The sequence below is a fragment of the Streptomyces albidochromogenes genome (assembly GCF_005981925.1).
GTDB classification, from domain to species: Bacteria; Actinomycetota; Actinomycetes; order Streptomycetales; family Streptomycetaceae; genus Streptomyces; species Streptomyces albidochromogenes.
Genome location: NZ_VBVX01000164.1, coordinates 1 through 14,882, shown reverse-complemented (window position 1 = coordinate 14,882; position 14,882 = coordinate 1). Strand labels below are relative to the sequence as shown.

Below are 14,882 nucleotides of genomic sequence, written 5' to 3'. Positions count from 1 at the left end.
ACGTGATCGACGGCCAGTACGAGGTGTGGGGGGTGCACGAGCAGGGCGGGATGGGCCTCGTCTACCGGGTGCTGCACCGGCAGTGGGGAGTCTTCCTGGCGGTGAAGACCCCGCGCCCCGAACTGCTCACCACGGACGGCTTCCTCGACCGATTCGTGGCCGAGGCGGAGACGTGGGTGTCGCTCGGGCTCCATCCGCATGTGTGCGCCTGCCACTACGTCCGGACGCTCGACGGCGTTCCACGGGTCTTCTCGGAGTACGTGGGCGGCGGCAGCATCGCGGACCGGATCAGGGAGGGCAGGCTGTACGAGGGCGGTGAGGCGGCTGCTCAGGCCAGGATCGTCGATTTCGCGATCCAGCTCGCGTGGGGGCTCGACCACGCCCACGGCCGGGGCCTGGTGCACCAGGACGTCAAACCGGGCAACGTGCTGGTGGGCCTCGACGGCACGGTGAAGGTCACCGACTTCGGCCTGGCCCGGGCCGGCAAGGGCACCGGCTTCGGCTCGGGCACCGGCTCGCCGACGGGCGTCGACCGGCCGGGCGGGACGGTCCTCGTCACCCACGGCGGCCTCACGCCGGCATACGCCTCACCCGAGCAGGCGGCCGGGGAACGCGTGGGACGACGCAGCGACATCTACAGCTTCGCCGTCTCCGTGCTCGAGATGTTCACCGGTGAGGTGACGTGGCTGGCAGGTCCCGCCGCGGAAGAGGCGCTGGCCGAATTCCGGGCGCAGAGCTCCTCGGGCGGCCAGCACGGCCGGTCCGTCATGCCGGACGTGCTGGCAGGTCTGCTCGCGCGCTGTCTGCGCCAGGACCCGGCCCGCAGACCCGCCTCGCTGGCTGACGTCGCCGGAGTACTGGTGGATCTGTACGAGCAGCTGACCAGCACCCCGTACCCCCGCCCGGTGCCGACAGCTGCGGACCTGCGCGCCGACGAGCTGAACAACCGGGCCCTCTCCCTGCTCGACCTGGGCAGGTCGGAGGAGGCCGAGCGGGCCTTCGAGGAGTCCTTGGCCGCCGACCCGCGGCATCTGGCGGCGACGTACAACCTCGGGCTGCACCAGTGGCGCGGCGGTGTCCTCCTGGACGACGAGTTCATCGCCCGTCTGGAAAGCCTGCGCGCCGACACCGGCACCGACCCGTGGTGGGCCCGGTATCTGCTGGCCCAGGTGCATCTGGAACGCGGTGACCACGACAGCGCCCGCTCGCTCCTGGACGAGATGGACCACGACCGTCCGGGCGCGCGGGAGTCCGCAGCGCTGCGGCGCGTGCTGGAGGCCGGCCGGGGGACCACGGTTCGCACCGAAGCGCTGCCCGGAAGGGGCGGGTGGACGCGACGGCGCCTGTCCGCGGACGGGAATACGCTGCTCGCCGGCGGGAGCGACGGCCGGATCCGGTTGGGGAACCTGCCGAGCGGGGAGTGCCGGCACGCCCTGGAAGGGCATGACAAGGAGATCGTCGCCCTGGACATCGACGCCGCCGGCCGCCGGGCCGTGTCCGCCGACGCCGACGGCGTCGTACGGCAGTGGGACCTCGTGGAGGGGCGCGGTCTCGGGCTGCGGGGACCTGGCGTCACCGGTCCGCGACCGCATCGCGTCAGCGAGCTGCGGCTGACTCCCGACGCACGTACCGCGGCCGCTGTGCTGAACGGACGCCTCGTCGCCTGGGACTTCCCGGACGGCCGGTGGTACAGGGCGTCGACCCGGCGGTGCAGACGGAGGAGTTCACCGCTCTGGAGCTGAGCGCTGACGGCAGCCGCGCCCTGACCATGGCCGGTGCGAGGACCGACACCTCCGACAGCATGGTCCAGGCATGGGAACTGGCCACCGCCCGCTGTCTGTGGAGGCTGCCGGAGAAGCGGCAGGTGAACGCCATGGCGCTCAGCGCCGACGGGCGTCGTGCCGTCCTCGCGGTGATCGCCGGCCCACGGCGCCACGAGATCCAGGTGTGGGACATCGACCGCGGCCGGCTGGTGCACAGCATGACGGGACCCGGGTGGATCGTGACGACGCTCACGCTGAGCCCCGACGGACGCTTCGCCCTCGCCGCGGTGGAGGAGGACCGCCGCCTGCGCCTCTGGGACCTGGACAAGGGCCGCTGTCTGCGGACCTTCCACGGGCGCAGGGCCGACCACAGGGGCCCGCTGATCAGCGTCGGCAATCACGCGACTGTGGCCGTCGACGAAGACGAGGCGCGGTGGCTGAGCTGGGACCCGCCCGGGATGTTCACCGCCGCGCCGGCACTCGGCCGGCCCCGCCGACAGGTGGATCTGGACCGGCACGGCCGCTGGGCGGCGGCGCTCCTGGCGGCGGCCGAGAAGGCGCTCGCCGCAGGCCGCACCCCCGAGGCGCTGGACCTGGTCAAACGGGCCAGGGCCGTGCCCGGTCACGAACGCGATCCGCGCGCCATGGACCTGTGGCGGACGCTGGGAGCCACGGCCACCAGGGCCGGGCTGCGCTCCATCGGACCGGTGCGAACACTTCGCGCCCTCACCACGGTGTCGTCGGTGGCGGTTTCCGCGGACGGGCGCGTCGCGTGCGGGGCAGGGGGCGGGGTGGTCCGCCTGTGGGACACCGCGAGCGGCGCGCAGATCGTGGAGTGGGAGGACGACGGTTCGGGCGGAGTCGGACTGACGGGCGGCGGACGGCGGGTGGTGGCGAGCGGAAGGCAAAAGATCGTCATGCGGTCGGCGCCGGCGGGACACTGGCCGGTGCGGCTGGACACCGACCCCCGCGACGGCCTGCGGGGCCGTCGCGGCATCGGCGTGACAGGAGACCGTGGGACGGCGTCCGTCAGCGCGGCCGGACTCGTCCTCGCCGCCTGCATGGATACCGGGCTGCGGATGTGGGACATCACCGAGGGAGAGTGCGTGCGGACGCTGCCCGGGCACGGTGTCCAGGTCAACAGCGTGTGGCTCGACCCCGACGCGCGGCGGGCGGTGTCCGCCCACTACGACGGTTCTGTACGGGTGTGGGACATCGACGCCGGGACGCATGTCACCGTGTCGCAACCGGGCGCCTGGGTCAGTTCGGCGTGCCTCAGCGCGGACGGCCGGTACGTCTTGAACGCCGGGGAGCACGAGGGCTGGACGCTCTGGCTGACCGACGCGGTGACCGGCCGGTTCGTCCGAGGCTTCGGTGAGGTGCGGGACGACGAGAAGGCCATGGACGAGGACGACGAGCCTTGCGAGGTCTGGGTGGCGCGGCTGAGTTCGGACGGACGGTTCGCGTTCTCCGGGGACGGCGAAGGGTACGTCCACATCTGGGAGACGGCCACCGGGCGCCGTATCAGGACCCTTGAGGGGCATGCCGAGGAGGTGCAGGACCTCGCTCTCACACCGGACGACCGCCTGCTGCTCTCCGGCAGCGCCGACGGGACCGTCCACCAATGGGAACTCGATTGGGAACTCGCTGCTTCGGAAGGGGAAGGGGAGGCTTCGCGATGACCACACGAGTCGAGTGGGCGGCGGTTGGCGATGCGTGAGGGAGCCAGGTACGCCGACAGCGTCGTGTTCGTCCTGGGGCGGGCGCTCGTGGAGGCGCACGCCGGTCGGGCGGCCGAGGCGGAGCCCGACCATCTGCTGGTGGGGCTCGGCTCGTTGTGCCGGCCCGACCTCGCGGAGGTTCTTGGCCGCAGACGACTGGACGCCGACGCCCGGCGTGCCGTCGAGGCCGATGCCCGACGCGTGAACCAGCACTTCGACGAGGCCGACGTCAGCCCGCGTGAGCTGCGCCGCAGCCTGCGCGACGCGCTCGCCGCCCGGGCCACGCCGGAAGCAGGGGCCGTTGGTGAACGCCGTCTCGGCCGTGCCGCGCGTCGCGTGTTCGTCCGCGCCACCGAGCTGGCCGGGCCGGGGGCGGTGGATGCCGTGAACCTGCTGCGGGCCGTACTCGAGGCGCTGTCCCCGGTGGGGCGGAAGGTGCTGGAGTCGTACGGCATTACGGACGCACTCGCGGCATTCTTCCCGGCGGGGGCCGAGCAGCCGACCGGCACCCCGTACCTCGACCACTACGGGCGGGACCTCAGTGCGCTCGCCCGCGCGGGCAAGCTGCCGCCGCTCATCGGCCGTCGGGACGAACTCCGGGCCCTCGCCCGCGTCCTGGTGCGCCGGCACAAGGCGAATGCCGTGCTCGTCGGGCACGCGGGGACCGGGAAGACCGGCATCGTCGAGGGTCTCGCTCAACGGCTGGTATCCCCCGGCGCGCCCGCCGATCTGGCCGGCGCCCGCATCGTGGAGCTGTCCATGTCCGCGCTGGTGGCGGGCACGAAGTACCGCGGCGAGTTCGAGGAACGGCTCCAGGCCGTACTGGCGGAGGCCCGCGGCGCGCCGGACGTCGTCCTGTTCATCGACGAACTCCACACCGTCCTGCACGCCGGGGGCCGCGGAGCGAGTGACGCCGCCAACATCCTCAAGCCCGCCCTGGCCCGGGGCGAGCTGCGCTGCATCGGTGCCACCACGCCCGGTGAGTACCGACGCGACATCGAGGACGACGCGGCGTTGCAGCGGCGCTTCGGCGTCATCTGGGTGGACGAGCCGGGCCGTGCGGAGTCCGTGGCGATTCTCGCCGGTGTGGCCCAGTCGTTGGCGGCACACCACGGCGTTCGGATCGAGACAGGTTCGGCCGAGGCAGCCGTCGACCTCACCGTCCGGCATCTGCCCGACCAGCGGCTGCCGGACAAGGCCATCGACGCCCTCGACCAGGCGTGCGCCGCCGCCCGTATCCGCACCCTCGGCCCCGACGGCGCGCCTGCCGGCGAGAGCCTGCGGGTCGGACGGGACGAGGTCGCCGCGGTGGTGGCCGAGCGGGCCCGGCTGCCCCTGCAGCACGTGGCGCAGGGAGAAGCGGAACGGCTCCTGGCCATGGAGGAGCATCTGGGCCGCCGCGTCGTCGGACAGGAAGAAGCGGTGCGCGCTGTGGCCGAAGCGGTACGGGCCGGCCGGTCGGGGCTCGGTGACCCGCGGCGTCCGGTCGGCGTACTGCTCTTCGCCGGACCGACCGGTATCGGACAGTTGACAGACGCCCGGGGGCGTCGGGTGCCGTTCTCCGAAGCCGTGGTGATCCTCACCTCAAACCTGGGGGCCGACCCGGCCCCCGCGTACCCCGCCGGCTTCGCACCGAACGGCGGCACCCCTCGCCGCCCTGCGAAAGAGGCGGTCATGGCCGCGCTCCGGCAGCGGCTGCGGCCCGAACTCCTCGGCCGAATCGCCCGGGTGGTGGTCTTCGCGCCGCTGTCGGACGCCTCGATGGATCCCGTGCTGGACAAGCTGCTCACCCAGGTGGATGCCCGGCTCTCCTCCCGAGCCATCGACCTGACCGTCACTGCCGCCGCCCGTGCGCTGCTGCTCCGCCACAGCTCCGGCGCACTTGGCGGGGCCAGGAAGCTGGAACAGGCCGTCGACCGTCTACTGGTCCAACCGCTCGCCCAGGCCCTGCTGACCGGAACCGTTACCGACGGCGCCAGGGTACGCGCTGACGTTCTGGGCCAGGAGTTGGTCTTCGTGCCCGTGGATTCGCCTGCAGCGGAGGAAGAACGATGACCGCACCTGCCACCGTCACGCTCACGGTCGTCAAGGGGCGCCTGGAGCCCCCTGATTACGTCTTCGATGCCCGTACCACTTGCGTTGTCGGCCGTTCCCCGGACTGTTCGCCGCGGCTGCCGAACGACGACCACCATCGTACGGTCTCCCGCCACCACTGCCTGATCGACATCAATCCGCCCGACATCCGTGTCCGCGACTTCGGCAGTCTCAACGGCACGTTCGTCAACGGGCAGAAGATCGGGCAGCGGAGCGCCGGGCTCACCCCCGCTGAGGCGGCGGGAGATTCCTACCCGGAGCGCGACCTGGCGGACGGCGACGAGATCCGGATCGGCGAGACCGTTCTGCGGGTAGGGATCACACGGCAGGTCACACGCGAGCTTGTGACCTGCGCCAAGTGCGGCCGGGACGTCGGCGAGAAGATGCACGGCCGTGACGGCGAAATGCTGTGCGCTTCCTGCCAGTCGGAGCCGGCTGCCGTACTGAAACTGCTGCTGGAGCTGGCTCGCGGCGGGCGTGGGGATCTCGCGGCGATCCGCGGCTACACCGTGATCCGCGAGCTCGGCCGGGGCGGCATGGGCGCGGTGTACCTGGCGCGGCACGAGTCCACCGCCGCGGAGGTGGCCCTGAAGGTGATGCTGCCCCGGACGGCGGCGAACGCGACCGCCCGGACTCGCTTCCTCCGCGAGGTGGCGCTCACCCGGGCGTTGACGCACCCGCACGTGGTCGCCCTGCACGACGCCGGCTTCGCGGACGGCACCTTCTACCTGACCACCGAGTTCTGCACCGGTGGCAGCCTGGACCGCCTGCTGGTCAAGCGTGGGGGGCGCCTGTCGGCCGAAGAGGCGGTGCCGCTCGCCGTGCAGGCACTGCACGGTCTGGAGCACGCGCACCGGCAGGGCGTCGTCCACCGTGATCTGACCCCGTCCAACATCCTGCTGCACCCGCGCCCGGACGGCACGATGACCGCGAAGATCGCGGACTTCGGCATCGGGAAAGCCTTCGACCAGGCCGGACTGAGCGGTCTGACACGCACCGGGGCCACTGCGGGCAAGCCGATGTTCATGCCACGCCAGCAGGTGGTCAACTTCCGCAGGGCGGAGCCCGCCGTGGATGTGTGGGCCCTGGCCGCCTGCCTGTACAACGCCCTGACCGGGAAGACACCGAGGGAGTTCCCGCCCACGAAGGACCCGTGGCAGGTCGTACTGCAGGAGCCGGCGGTGCCGATCCGGAAACGTGAGCCCGGTGTCCCGCCGGCGCTGGCGGACATCATCGACCAGGCACTCCAGGAGCGGCCACAGATCGGCTTCCTCAGCGCGGCGGAGCTGAGACGGGAACTGGAGCGGGTGTGAAGGGCTCAGTGCCGGCCGGCACGTTCGTCGGCCCCAGTCGTTACCCAGCTCGGAGGCAGCGGTGTGGCTCTGTCGGGGATCACGTCGGCGCTTCCGGGACCCCCGGGCACGTCGAGTTCAGAAGTACCGCATCACAGCGGCATCGAACTCGTCGGTCCAGTCGAGAGCCGTAGGCGGCCGATAGTCCCGCGCCCGTACGTGCTCGACGAGCTCGGCGGGAATCTCCAACGGTTGGTGCGCCAGGTACTCGATGGAGTCGACCCGCCAGATCCATTCGCCGTCGGAGTGCAGGGAGGGCCCACCCGGGATCGTCTGCCGTTCGTCGAGCAGGTGCGGAGTGTCCTCCATCACGTCGAATGCCCCGGGGCTCTCGCGGAGATACCGGACGACGGCGTCCCGGTCGGGCAGCGCCCGCGTGGCCACCGACTCGTAGATCGACGGCAGGTGGCCGTGGTCGCCCTCGTACATCTCCCGGTACATTCCCACGGTCCTCAGCTCCACCGCACTGTCCTTCGCTTCGACAACCACCGTTCGGCACACCCGGCTTCGCGTCGAGCGTACCTGTCTGTAGCCTCACCAGGATGACGGCAGACAGGTACAAGGGCTGGGACTCGGAGACGCGGTTCCAGAGCTTGCTGGACGAGCTGATACCGCTCGACATGGGCAGCTGGCTGCTGCCGGAAGTGCGGGCCGCGCTCGCCACGCTGGGATGGCAGCTTCTCCCCGTCTCCCCTGGGCAGCACCCTCCGGACCCGGCCCGGGGGCGGCGCCCGGAGGTGGCTTGGACCCTGGGGAGTCCCCCCGAGGGCCCTCGCCAGGGCGTCGGGGTGCTGACGATGGCGTCCGGGGACTCCGAGCAGGTGCTCGGCCTGGAAGTCAACCTCACCTATGGCATCGCCTACGACGATGACCACTCCAGCGAATGGCACTTCGCCCAGACCGCCCGCGAACTCACCGAACGCGCCCTCGGCGGACCGCCCACCTGGCTGGCCGGCCCGGGCCCCCGGGCGGTGTGGCACAGGCCGGGCGTCAGCGTGGCCGTCATGCTGGACGAGGGCTGCGTCATCCTCCAACTGCTCCGCACCGCTAACGGCACCGAGTCCCGCCCGGGGCAGCCGGACGTGTGGCGTGGCTCGGTCCCCGCGCACCCCTGCGCCCCCGAGCCTCCGCAGCCCGTGCGGAACTGGACGGACGCCCAGGCACGGCTGAGTGCCGTGATGCAGGCGCTGTGCGCCCAAGTGCCCACCTTGCCCGGCGCCTTCACCATGAACCTGTCCTCCGCCCGCGACCCGCTTCGCTTCGTCAGCGCCTGGAACGAGGAGGAGGATCTCCGGGTCGAAGCCTTCACGCACTTCGCGGACCTGGCCGACCCCGAGCGGCTCACCCGTCTCGGCTGGCGGCGCCGCGGCGGCCTGTGGCAGCGCCGGTTCCGCGGTGCGCAGAAGCGGAGCGAGCATGCCCGCGAGGCCACGGCCCTGCTGGTGGACGCGCTCATCACCCTGGAGGTGGACACCTCCGAGTTGGTCTACTCCGGCGAGTTGTCCACCCCTCGCGGGCTCCGGCACCTGGAACTGTCGCACCTGGGTGTCCCCCGCGCCGCCCCGGAGGAGACGACCCCGGCGGGGGGGTAGGCGCCAAGGAGGCGCCACGCGGACGCGGCAGGAGCTCCTGAACGCGGGGAACCTCCGATGGGATCGGACCTGGCGCGCTCGCTGTCAATCCCGTGATTCGTAGAGACCTTGGTTATGCAGCCTGGCCCTGGAGACGGGTGTGGCTGCGTGCTTCGCGGCTTGACGCTCAACCTCGCCGTTGTTCGTGTCCCTTGATCGTTTCGGTGCGGCTGTGGGACGGACCGGAGGCTGTCGCGTAACTGCTGCTCGTTGGCCGTCAAGTACGAGTCGGCGTTCGATTCCGGTCTTCTGCGCCGCCTCGGAGCCTTGCTCTGTGGGGCAGAACTTTCTCCCGTGCGACCGTGACCGTGTTCTCGAGATGCCGCAGGACGTGCGGGAGTGGCTGCCGCCCGACCACCTGTGCTGGAAGGTGCTCGACGTTGTTGACCAACTTGACCTGACTGCGTTCGTGCACAGCTACCGCGCTGACCGCCAGGGGCGGGCGGCCTATCCTCCACAGACTCTGATCGCGTTGCTTCTGTACTGCTACAGCAAGGGAATCCGGTCTTCTCGCAAGATTGAGCAGGCGTGCTTCGATGACGTGGGCTGCCGAATCATTACCGTGAACCGAAGAGTCGACCATTCCACGTTCGCTCGGTTCATCAGACGTCATCGGGCGGCTTTGAAGCTACTGTTTGTGCAGGTCCTGGCGGTGTGCGGTCGCCAACAGGGTCTGGTGAACCTTGCGGCTGTTGCGGTGGACGGCTCTCCCATGGAGGCGAACGCAGCACGCAACTCCAACCAGCGCCTGCAGCGGCTGGAAAGCGTCATCTCGGAATGCGAAGCCGAGATCGACTCGATGGTGAACGACTCACTGGAACTCACCAGGTCCTGTGAGGCGGTACGGGGAACGGACGCGGACAGCGACGTGGCGCCGAATGAGTGGCCACGGCTTTCTCGATTACTCGACCGGCGCAACCGGGCAGTCGTGGCCAGACAGAGGCTGTTCGAGCGGGCTCTTCCCTCCGCTGGGGAGATCCGGCTCAAGGTCGAGGCCGCCGAGCGCATGGTGGCCCGGGCGGAGAAGCGACTGGCCGCAGCATCTGAGGCCCATCAGAAGAAGCTGGAGAAGTACGCCGCGCGAACCAGGGCGGACTGACTTTGGCGGCGGGCCGCCGCGGGGCCAACGGCCGGCCGCCAGTGCCGATGGAGCACAAAACCGTAATCGTCCGGCAGCGGAAACGGCTGGTCAGAGCCCAGGCATGGCTTGAACGGGCGCGAAGCCCAAGACCCGTTCCTTCTCCGACCGCCCGCGCCTCTCTCAGCGATCCTGATTCACGGATGATGCTCAGCAAGCGCGGCGTGTTCGTTCAGGGCTACAACATCCAGATAGCTTGCGCCCGCCGCCAGCTCCTCCTGGCGATCGAGGTTCAGGACAACCCGTCGGACATGACAGCCCTCGTCCCCATGGTGAACAAGACACAGGTCAACCGCCTTTCCGCCGGGATTGAGCATCCCATCCTGCTCTGGCTCGCCGACAGCGGATACGCCTCTACCTCGGCATTCGAGGCCCTCGCTGATCTCCCGCTCCTGGTCTCGGTGACCAGCGAGGCTTACCAGGCAGGCTTCGCAGCGAAACGCGAAGGCCCTCGCGGCGGTCAGCACGAGATGGCAGCCCGCCTCGCCACACCTTTGGGCCGGCAGCAGTACCGACAACGAAGTGCCCTGGTGGAGCCCGGATTCGCCCAGCTCTTCCAACGTTTTGGACGCCGGCTCAACTACCGCGGACGCGACGGCGTGGACACCGAGATCAAACTCCTCGGGGCGGTCCACAACCTCAGCAAACTCTTCGACCACAAGGCCAAAACAAGCTCTTGACCACTACCGGACAGCAGTTACGCGACAGCCTCACCGCCTTCCGGCGGAGGTTGCGAAACCCTCGCCGGACGCGGGCCGGGGACAGCCGTTCGGTTTTCACGGCCGGTGGCCGGACGCCTGTTGACGGCGTATACGAGGTGGCACAGACCAACTAGTAGGACTCCGTTACTGAGGTTTTCAGGGTGGGGTCGGCGGGTTGATAGCCAGACCTGTGGCGGCGAGGCAGCCGTCGATCAGACGGGGCCGGAGCTGGATTCTGCGTAACGCACGGCGGAGTGTGTGGTCGAGGTCGTCGGGTGTGCCGAAGGCGGTGTTGGCCATCGCTCTGCGCACGAGTGACCAGAGGGCCCCAACGGGATTGAGGTCGGGTGAGTAGGGCGGAAGGCGGATGGTGGTGAGCCAGTCGTGCTCGGCCTCGTACTGCTTCAGACCTGTGGCCAGGTGGGTGTTGAGGTTGTCCCAGACCACCACGATCGGGCCGCCCAGCTGGATGTGCGCCCGCACCAGCAGGTCGCGGTAGTCCTTCCAGGAGAAACTCTTGCGTGCGCCCTTGAGGAGAAGGTGTGTGCGGGGACGGTGGATGAGACGGCTCTTCTCGCCGGGTTTGTAGCAGCACAGCGCGGCGACCGAGGTCCGGCGGCGGGACCTGCCACGCACGCGGATGATCGGGGTCTGCCCGCGTCGGCCCCAAGTGCGGGCACGGGGCGGAGTCATCGAGAAGCCGGCTTCGTCTTCGAAGACGATCCAGGCCCCGGATGCCGCCGCGAGCCTTTTACCCGCGGCCACACCTCCTTGTTCCACAGCTCCACCGCGTGCTCGTCACGCTCCATTGCTCTGCGGGCGGGCGCCTGCCAGGACCAGCCGTGCCGTTTCAGTAGCCGCCACACCGTCGCCACCGACAGGCTCACCCGCAGACGCTGGCGGATCACCGTCTGAACCCGGACCAGGGTCCAGCGTTCGTCGTCGAAGCCGTGCGCCGACGGGCCCTTGCCGAGTTCCTCCTCGAGCACCGCGAACTGGGCGTCGGTGATGATCGGGGAGTTCGCCGGACCTGCCGACTGCAGAGCCTCCATGCCGCCCTCGCGCCAGGCGCGGCGCCAGCGCTCCACCGACCGCACACTCACTCGCAGATCCTTCGCGATGACCGCAGTCTTCTCACCCGCCACGAACCGCTGCCCGGCCTGAAGCCGGATCCCCTCACGAAACGCCCGACGCTCAGCGGTCAGGCCCCCACCCTCCGGATACCTCACCTCAATGGCTTACCGCAGGGATCATGAGCCGTCACTACCCGACGACAACCCGAAATCCTCAGTAATCAACAAGCTCACCGTCCGGGAAGGGCCGGGTGTCCTCCTTCCAGTGCTTTCCGCGATACTGGGAAAAACGCGGCAGCACTGCATTCCCGTTACGCCAACCGATGAGGTTGCGAGAAGGGGGCGGAGCGCACACCCGTGGCATGTGGAGCCGCCCCCGACTTGGCTGCCGTGCGCTGATTGCTACTTCCAGCCATGCTCTGACAGGCTGCCGGTATCTCGCAGGTAGCCGAGCAGCCCTTCCTGCGGGTACTCGATGATGTCCTCGGGCAGTTCGTGAACGGTGAACCATTCCAAGCCAAGGCACTTGGCAGGTTCCCTGTTCACGGGGTGCCCGCTCCATCGCGTGGCCTCGAAGAAAAAACCGATCCGCTCCACGGTCTCGCTCTGCTTGTGGTGCACGACTTGTACGAGCCGCAGATGATCCGGATCGACCGCGACGCCGGTCTCCTCCAGCAACTCCCGGGCAGCCCCTTCGGTCAGGGGCTCGCCACGGTCGAGCTTGCCTGACGGCATGTGCCAGCGGCCGTAGCCATAGGGGCCGCCGCGCTGAGAGAAGAGCAGCTTGTCGCCGTCGCGGAGGATGACGTGCGTGTCGATGACGGGTTGTGCGGGTTCGGGGTTCATGGTCCCTGGGGGGGTGTTCGGTTCGGTGAGGCAGTCGACGCTACCGGGGGATCGGGGATCTCGTCGGCGATTCGGGATGCGACCTCCGATGGGGTGGCGGCGCTGGTGTCCAGGACCGGCACGTTCACGTTCTTGACCATAAGGGTCTGGTTCACCTCCGCTCACGCGGAGAGCACTTCGCGCGGGCCGACCTCGGGTGTGCGGGCTACGGTTCACCTCCGCTCGCGCGGAGAGCACTCCACGAGAAAGGAGCAGGCCCAGCCGTTCTGCGGTTCACCTCCGCTCGCGCGGAGAGCACGCGTCGGCCGGCATGTCCCAGAGTGCGAGCCTCGGTTCACCTCCGCTCGCGCGGAGAGGACCACGATGTCCAGGTCGGCCATGCTCAGGACTCCGGCTCACCTCCGCTCGCGCGGAGAGGACGCCGCCCAGATGCCTGGGTGTCTGCGGTCCGTCGGTTCACCTCCGCTCGCGTGGAGAGGACTGCCGAGTGATCGGCGTCCAGTGGGCCACCGTCGGTTCACCTCCGCTCGCGCGGAGAGGACGGGTCAGCGGCCATCGCCCGTCTCGGCGCCTACGGTTCACCTCCGCTCGCGCGGAGAGGACGGGTCAGCGGCCATCGCCCGTCTCGGCGCCTACGGTTCACCTCCGCTCGCGCGGAGAGGACCGACGACCTGCGCGGGTGGATCTGATGGGCCGCGGTTCACCTCCGCTCGCGCGGAGAGGACACGTGGTGGGCGGTGACGACGACGGCTTCCGGCGGTTCACCTCCGCTCGCGCGGAGAGGACGATGGCCCGTTCATCGCCATCCAGTCGCTGATCGGTTCACCTCCGCTCGCGCGGAGAGGACCGGCGCCGGGAAGGCAGCCATGGGCGCGGACGCGGTTCACCTCCGCTCGCGCGGAGAGGACGCGGGCGACGGACGCCCGGCCGAGCCAGGGCACGGTTCACCTCCGCTCGCGCGGAGAGGACGGCCGTCAGGACACCTCGGGCTGCGGGTCCAGCGGTTCACCTCCGCTCGCGCGGAGAGGACAGCCGCATCATCTCCTCGCGCAGCTTGTCCGACGGTTCACCTCCGCTCGCGCGGAGAGGACAGCCGCATCATCTCCTCGCGCAGCTTGTCCGACGGTTCACCTCCGCTCGCGCGGAGAGGACGCAAGGCTCATGACCGCGGACTGCTCCACGGACGGTTCACCTCCGCTCGCGCGGAGAGGACCCTCTTTGACCTGGCACGTTAAAGTGGGTTTGCCATTTCTTGACCTTCTCGCTGGAAGGCGATCAGTGTGAGGCCGTCGAAGTCGAGGGGCTCTCGCCGGCGGGTTCCTGCTGTTCGGAGTTGGAAGCCTTGTTTGTTGTCGGCCGGGTGGGCGAGGACTGCGATGCCGTCGTTGGTACAGGCGGCGACGGCTGACCAGAGTTCGTCGCGGACCTTTGCCGAGACTGTGCCGACGTAGAGCTCTGGTGTGACTTCGAGGAGCCAGCGGGTGAGGGCGCCGCGCAGGTGGTCGGGGACGGCGGTGGCCGAGATGACGATCATCGAGGACATGGGCCGTGCCCTTCCGGTGGGCGGGTCACAGTTGATCTCCGTGGTTGACGCCGGCGGGTACGGAGCCAGCGACCGGGTCCCACAGGTCGACCAGTTGTTCTTCGGGATCGGGGTATTCGTAGGTGTGGTTCGGGTCGAGGAGCTGCTGGATGTCGGTGACGATGCGGGGGAGCAGTTGGAAGAGGCGTAGTTCGTGGCGGAAGGAGCGGCGTGCTTCGCCTTCAGGGTTGGAAGACGCGTGGAGGGAGAAGGCGAGCGGAATAGTGAGCTCGGCCTTGTAGAGGTCTGCGATGTCGTAGACGAAGGCTTGCTGGTTGCCGTTGTGGACGAAGCCGAGGGCGGGTGAGCAGCCGAGGGCGGTGATCGCGGCGTGCACGATGCCGTAGAGGCATGTGTTGGCCGAAGACAGGGCGAGGTTGATGGGGTCCTGGCTGTCCCACGAGGCAGGGTCGTAGGCCCGGCGGAAGCGGCCTATTTTGTACTGGCGGGCCAGGAGTTGGTAGTGGGCTTTGACGCGTTGGCCTTCCATGCCACGGAGTTTGTCGAGGTTGGTTCCGTCGGTGGCGGTGCCGTCTCCGAAGCGCAGTTCGTACATAGCCTGGGCGATGGCGAGGCGGTGGGTGTTGTTGGCCCAGGCGCGGGCCTGGCGTTCGAGCCAGAGGGTGGTGAGGGATTCGGGGACGGCTGCGGAGTAGCAGCGGACGCCTCCTGATCCGGCGGTGACGACGGTGGTGCCGTTATTGGCGAAGGTGGCGAGGGCGCGTGCGGTGATGGAAGTGCCTGGGCCGAGGAGGACGCAGCTGAGGGCTGCGGTCGGCAGGTAGACGGTTTCCGGTCCTCGTTGTTCGCTGGTGACTTCCGCGCAGACTCCTGTGTCGTCCTGGTGGATGCGGACGATGTCGAGGTAGAGGAAGGACAGGGAATCGGCGATGTGGGGGAGCATGGCGACGGTGGGTGAGGCGAGTTTGCGCCGGGCGTTGCTTGTGGTGAGGGGCCTGCGCGCAGGGGGTGGGGTCACTG

Annotated in this window: 12 protein-coding genes and 1 CRISPR repeat array; of the genes, 7 read left to right on the top strand and 5 right to left on the bottom strand. The window is 69.5% G+C overall.

From position 1 onward, the window contains the following. The 4 genes from E2E34_RS20860 to E2E34_RS20845 form a co-directional block, all read left to right on the top strand. The coding region (locus E2E34_RS20860; RefSeq protein ID WP_138903446.1) for a WD40 repeat domain-containing serine/threonine protein kinase at positions 1-1,742 on the top strand (1,742 nt) is incomplete at its 5' end. Further along, positions 1,685-3,445 (top strand): WD40 repeat domain-containing protein, encoded by a 1,761-nt coding sequence (locus E2E34_RS20855; protein WP_167518336.1) that lies wholly within the window; start codon positions 1,685-1,687, stop codon positions 3,443-3,445. The genes E2E34_RS20860 and E2E34_RS20855, both read left to right, overlap by 58 nt. 30 nt (positions 3,446-3,475) lie before the next feature. Further along, entirely contained in the window at positions 3,476-5,539 is a 2,064-nt protein-coding gene (locus E2E34_RS20850; RefSeq protein WP_138903444.1) for an AAA family ATPase, read from the top strand. Then, positions 5,536-6,891, top strand: a complete 1,356-nt coding sequence (locus E2E34_RS20845) for a protein kinase domain-containing protein (protein ID WP_138903443.1) — start codon at positions 5,536-5,538, stop codon at positions 6,889-6,891. Before E2E34_RS20850 ends, E2E34_RS20845 begins: the two co-directional genes overlap by 4 nt. 117 nt (positions 6,892-7,008) lie before the next feature. Here E2E34_RS20845 and E2E34_RS20840 read toward each other — a convergent pair whose 3' ends face one another. Next, entirely contained in the window at positions 7,009-7,392 is a 384-nt protein-coding gene (locus tag E2E34_RS20840) for a hypothetical protein (RefSeq protein WP_167518335.1), read from the bottom strand. An 80-nt stretch (positions 7,393-7,472) separates the two neighbouring features. Between E2E34_RS20840 and E2E34_RS20835 the strand changes: the two genes are divergently transcribed. From E2E34_RS20835 to E2E34_RS20825, 3 genes are all read left to right on the top strand, one after another. Continuing rightward, entirely contained in the window at positions 7,473-8,522 is a 1,050-nt protein-coding gene (locus tag E2E34_RS20835) for a hypothetical protein (RefSeq protein WP_138903442.1), read from the top strand. A gap of 358 nt (positions 8,523-8,880) precedes the next feature. Continuing rightward, positions 8,881-9,660, top strand: coding sequence for a transposase (locus E2E34_RS20830; RefSeq protein ID WP_208765293.1), 780 nt, complete (start codon positions 8,881-8,883; stop codon positions 9,658-9,660). Between the two features lie 182 nt (positions 9,661-9,842). Next, positions 9,843-10,379: a transposase gene (locus E2E34_RS20825; RefSeq protein ID WP_167518334.1), complete on the top strand. Its 537-nt coding sequence runs from the start codon at positions 9,843-9,845 to the stop codon at positions 10,377-10,379. Between the two features lie 177 nt (positions 10,380-10,556). Here E2E34_RS20825 and E2E34_RS37500 read toward each other — a convergent pair. From E2E34_RS37500 to cas1e, 4 genes are all read right to left on the bottom strand, one after another. Then, positions 10,557-11,629 (bottom strand): IS630 family transposase gene (locus tag E2E34_RS37500; protein WP_425573436.1). Its coding sequence is split into 2 segments (ribosomal slippage): positions 10,557-11,180 and positions 11,183-11,629, totalling 1,071 coding nucleotides; the frame shifts between segments, so codons are not numbered across the junction. Between the two features lie 246 nt (positions 11,630-11,875). After that, on the bottom strand, positions 11,876-12,319 hold the full coding sequence (locus E2E34_RS20810; protein ID WP_138903437.1) for an NUDIX hydrolase: 444 nt from the start codon (positions 12,317-12,319) through the stop codon (positions 11,876-11,878). A gap of 147 nt (positions 12,320-12,466) precedes the next feature. Further along, a CRISPR array of direct repeats spans positions 12,467-13,532; the repeat unit is 29 nt; unit sequence CGGTTCACCTCCGCTCGCGCGGAGAGGAC. 18 nt (positions 13,533-13,550) lie between these two features. Further along, a complete protein-coding gene (gene cas2e / locus E2E34_RS20805; protein ID WP_138903436.1) occupies positions 13,551-13,862 on the bottom strand; it encodes a type I-E CRISPR-associated endoribonuclease Cas2e in 312 nt (103 codons plus the stop codon). A 25-nt stretch (positions 13,863-13,887) separates the two neighbouring features. After that, positions 13,888-14,880 (bottom strand): type I-E CRISPR-associated endonuclease Cas1e, encoded by a 993-nt coding sequence (gene cas1e / locus E2E34_RS20800; RefSeq protein ID WP_138903435.1) that lies wholly within the window; start codon positions 14,878-14,880, stop codon positions 13,888-13,890. Positions 14,881-14,882 lie beyond the last annotated feature (2 nt).